Source organism: Bathymodiolus azoricus thioautotrophic gill symbiont (assembly GCF_001298715.1).
Lineage (GTDB): Bacteria > Pseudomonadota > Gammaproteobacteria > PS1 > Pseudothioglobaceae > Thiodubiliella.
In genome coordinates this window covers 1-3,395 of sequence record NZ_CDSC02000449.1, presented here as the reverse complement: position 1 = coordinate 3,395, position 3,395 = coordinate 1, and the positions used below count along the sequence as shown (strand labels likewise).

General features: G+C 38.3%; 6 protein-coding genes. 2 read left to right on the top strand and 4 right to left on the bottom strand.

Translation table 11 applies throughout. From position 1 onward, the window contains the following. Positions 1-171 precede the first annotated feature (171 nt). A complete protein-coding gene (locus BAZSYMA_RS08585) occupies positions 172-483 on the bottom strand; it encodes a (2Fe-2S) ferredoxin domain-containing protein (RefSeq protein WP_090717997.1) in 312 nt (103 codons plus the stop codon). Beyond that, entirely contained in the window at positions 480-1,304 is an 825-nt protein-coding gene (gene rsmI / locus BAZSYMA_RS08580; RefSeq protein WP_090717992.1) for a 16S rRNA (cytidine(1402)-2'-O)-methyltransferase, read from the bottom strand. Before rsmI ends, BAZSYMA_RS08585 begins: the two co-directional genes overlap by 4 nt. 3 nt (positions 1,305-1,307) lie before the next feature. On the opposite strand from rsmI, the gene BAZSYMA_RS08575 reads away from it, so the two are divergent. Together BAZSYMA_RS08575 and BAZSYMA_RS08570 are read left to right on the top strand one after the other, a co-directional pair. Continuing rightward, entirely contained in the window at positions 1,308-1,682 is a 375-nt protein-coding gene (locus BAZSYMA_RS08575; RefSeq protein WP_090717986.1) for a YraN family protein, read from the top strand. 4 nt (positions 1,683-1,686) lie between these two features. Continuing rightward, positions 1,687-2,451, top strand: coding sequence for a BON domain-containing protein (locus BAZSYMA_RS08570; RefSeq protein ID WP_090717981.1), 765 nt, complete (start codon positions 1,687-1,689; stop codon positions 2,449-2,451). Here BAZSYMA_RS08570 and rnhB read toward each other — a convergent pair. Together rnhB and BAZSYMA_RS10095 are read right to left on the bottom strand one after the other, a co-directional pair. After that, the gene (gene rnhB / locus BAZSYMA_RS08565; protein ID WP_090717978.1) at positions 2,396-2,956 is read right to left on the bottom strand and encodes a ribonuclease HII; all 561 of its coding nucleotides are present in this window, start codon (positions 2,954-2,956) and stop codon (positions 2,396-2,398) included. The two genes, BAZSYMA_RS08570 and rnhB, sit on opposite strands and share 56 nt — an antisense overlap. Continuing rightward, on the bottom strand, positions 2,953-3,395 hold a 443-nt coding region (locus tag BAZSYMA_RS10095), incomplete at its 5' end, for a Fic family protein (protein ID WP_479385930.1). The genes BAZSYMA_RS10095 and rnhB, both read right to left, overlap by 4 nt.

Here is a 3,395-nt window from a genome sequence, read left to right as displayed (position 1 = left end):
CCGGGTGTTACTAGAAAAATCGCCAAGTGGGTAGAAAGCAGACTTCTGATAATGATTCCTATTTATGCAAAGGTCTCACCTAAGTGGTTTTACTAAGAGATTTAGAAACATAATTGCCAACAACAAAAACAATAATGGGGAAAGCACTTTAATGGTTGAACCTACTATCTTTTAATCAATCTTTAATCTATTAACTGGCTTACCTGCTATTAGGTGCTTGTTGATGATTTCATCAATATCTTCTTCATCAATATACTGGTACCAAATATTATCGGGATAGACCACAGCGACCGGCCCGTGCTCACAACGCCCTAGACAACGAGACTCACTTACTCCAATTTTTCCTTTACCAAGTTTCCCTTCGTCACGACATTTATCTTTAGCATAACGATACATTTGTTTAGCACCGAACTGTGAACAGCAGCCCTTCGCGTTTTTTCGTTGGTTATTACAAAAGAAAATATGTCGTGTGTAATAGCTCATATTTTTATGGCTCGTTGATAGCAATGTTTTTTATCAATACCTGTTATTTTAGCAGCGAGTTTTGCGGCTTTAGATGCGCCCATTTCTGTAAGTAAAATTGGCAAAATTTTGCCCAATTGCGCTTCGCCATCAACTTTATTATTTTTATCAACACCTGAGATTAATATGACAAACTCACCTTTTTGATGATTCTCATCTTCGGTTAAATATTCAATTAAATTTGGCAAAATATCCGTCTTAATAGTTTCAAAAGACTTACTAATTTCTTTAGCAAAGCATACGGTTCGCTCATCACCTAATACTTGTAATAAGTCATTAGCACAGCTAAGAATACGCTTGGGAGATTCATACAAGATAAGTGTTTCATCGAGATGTGCATTGAGCTGTATAGTTTTTAAGCGCTGTGTCTGTTTGGCAGGTAGAAATCCAACAAAACTAAAATGGTCACTGGCAATACCAGAGGCCGACAAAGCGCTAATCATTGCCGATGCACCTGGAATGGGTGAAACCTCTATATCAGCTTTTTTCGCTTCACTAACCAGTACATAACCTGGATCGCTAATCAATGGTGTACCTGCATCGCTAATCAGTGCAATATTTTTTCCTGTCAATAATTGTGCCACTATATCGGTCGTTTTGGCAGATTCATTGTGCTCGTGAAAAGCCTGCATGGGTGTGTCAATATCATAATGATTGAGTAGCTTTTTACTATGGCGTGTGTCTTCTGCTAGAATGACATCCACATTTTTGAGCGTTGCTATCGCCCTAAAAGTGATATCATCTAGATTTCCAATGGGTGTAGCAACAATATATAAAGGCATAATATGTTTAGTTTAAAACGACAAACAGGCAATAAAGCAGAAAATCTAGCACTTCAATATTTAAAAGAGAACGGACTAGAACTTATCCAACAAAACTATTTAACTAAGCTTGGTGAAATAGATGTCATTATGCTTGATAAATTAGAGCAAACATTAGTTTTTGTTGAAGTTCGTTATCGTGCAAATACGCATTTTGGCTCAGCAAGCAACACAGTTGATAACGCTAAACAAGCAAAACTCATCCGCACTGCCGAAGTTTTTTTGCAAAAACATCCAGAATATGACGATTTTATCTGTCGGTTTGATGTTGTTGGACTTGAATTTGATTTAAAATATCCTAAAATTGACTGGATAAAAGACGCCTTTGAAACACCCTAAACTTATGAAAAAAATTATTCTACCTGCCATAATAATAACCAGCACACTATTTTTAAACGGTTGTCTTCTTTCATCAGCAGTTAGTACGGCCTTTGTGGCTTCTAACGACAGACGCACTGCTGGTGAAATCCTTGATGACAACAGTATATTACTTAGTCTGCATGCTGGGAACACCAAAGAAGAAAATGAAAAGACAAAAGATGCGCATTTAAATTATATGGTTTATGACACAGAAGTGTTAGTAACAGGCGAGGTACCTAATGAGGGCATACGCAACTATGTTGAGACGCGGATACCACTCAAAGATTTTAAGATTAGCAGGGTTATTAATGAGCTACGCGTTGCGCCAAATAGTGGGATATTAAGCAGAGCTAAAGACTCAACAATTACTGCGCAAGTTGAGCTACTTTTCCTTAATCAAGATGTTTTTAACCCAATACATGTCAAAGTTATGACTGAAAATCGCAGTGTTTATTTAATGGGAAAAGTAACCTTGCGTGAGGCCAATAAAGCTACCAAAGTCGCATCTAAAGCAAATGGCGTACAACGCGTTGTTAAATTATTCCGCTACTTAAAAACTCGCCCAGCTGCTGAAATTCAACGCGAAAAAGAGAAAGAACTACAGGCCGAGAAAGACGCTAGGACTGCAAAAGAGCTTGAAATTCTTAAAGCTAAAAGAGCAGAACTGCGTCGTCAAATAAGGGCATTAGACCCTAAAAGTGGGACAGATTTTTCACTGGAGCAAATGAATAACGATGCTGATTTTTAATCACACCAAACTTCTCTAAAGCGCTCAAATGTTGTTTTGTGCCATACCCTTTGTGTTTGGCAAAACCATATTCAGGATAACATTCGTCCAACGCTACCATCTGCCTATCACGACTTACCTTTGCAATAATCGAGGCCGCTGAAATCACAGGCTCAATCAAATCACCTTTAACAATCGCGGTGCAATTATTCAGATTTGGACAACAATTACCATCGACCAATACTTGGTCAAATTGCATATTGAGAGCCTCGACTGCTCGTTTCATTGCCAGCATCGTGGCTTGCAAAATGTTAATTTTATCAATTTCACTTGCGCTTGACTCGCCTAACGCCCATTGGCATTCTTTGGTAATTTGCGCATATAGGATTTCGCGCTTTTTCGCGCTGAGTTTCTTAGAATCGGTTAGTCCAGGTAAATAAAAATCATCTGGCAGTATCACCGCACCAGCCACCACATTGCCCACTAAGCAGCCTCGGCCTACCTCATCAACACCAACAATAATCATTGGTACTCTTTAATGCGTTGCTCTAGATCGTTTGGCGCAATAAAAATAAAGACACGCCCACGCTTAGATTGTTGCAAAAGTCCTAATTTTGCCAACCTTTCTAAATCCAGTTTAGCGGTTGCATAAGCAATATTTTGAGGTGTCTTATGCCCTGCAATGGTATAAACCGCACCTGGATGTTTGATAGCATGTTGAATAATCACCGCTTGGCGTGAGTTGAGTTTGCCGTCTGCTAAATAAGCACTTAGTAAATCTAGTGCATTACTTTGTTCATTTTGTTTTTTATCCACATAGTCAAACAGTCCATGAATAGCCTGATGGATGAATTTTAGTTGGTTATTAATAAAATAAGTCAAGTCAAAACCATCACTTTCAACCATTAAAAATGACTCACCGTACTGGCTTTGTGCTTTTTTAATATAGGTTGATAGTGTAATAT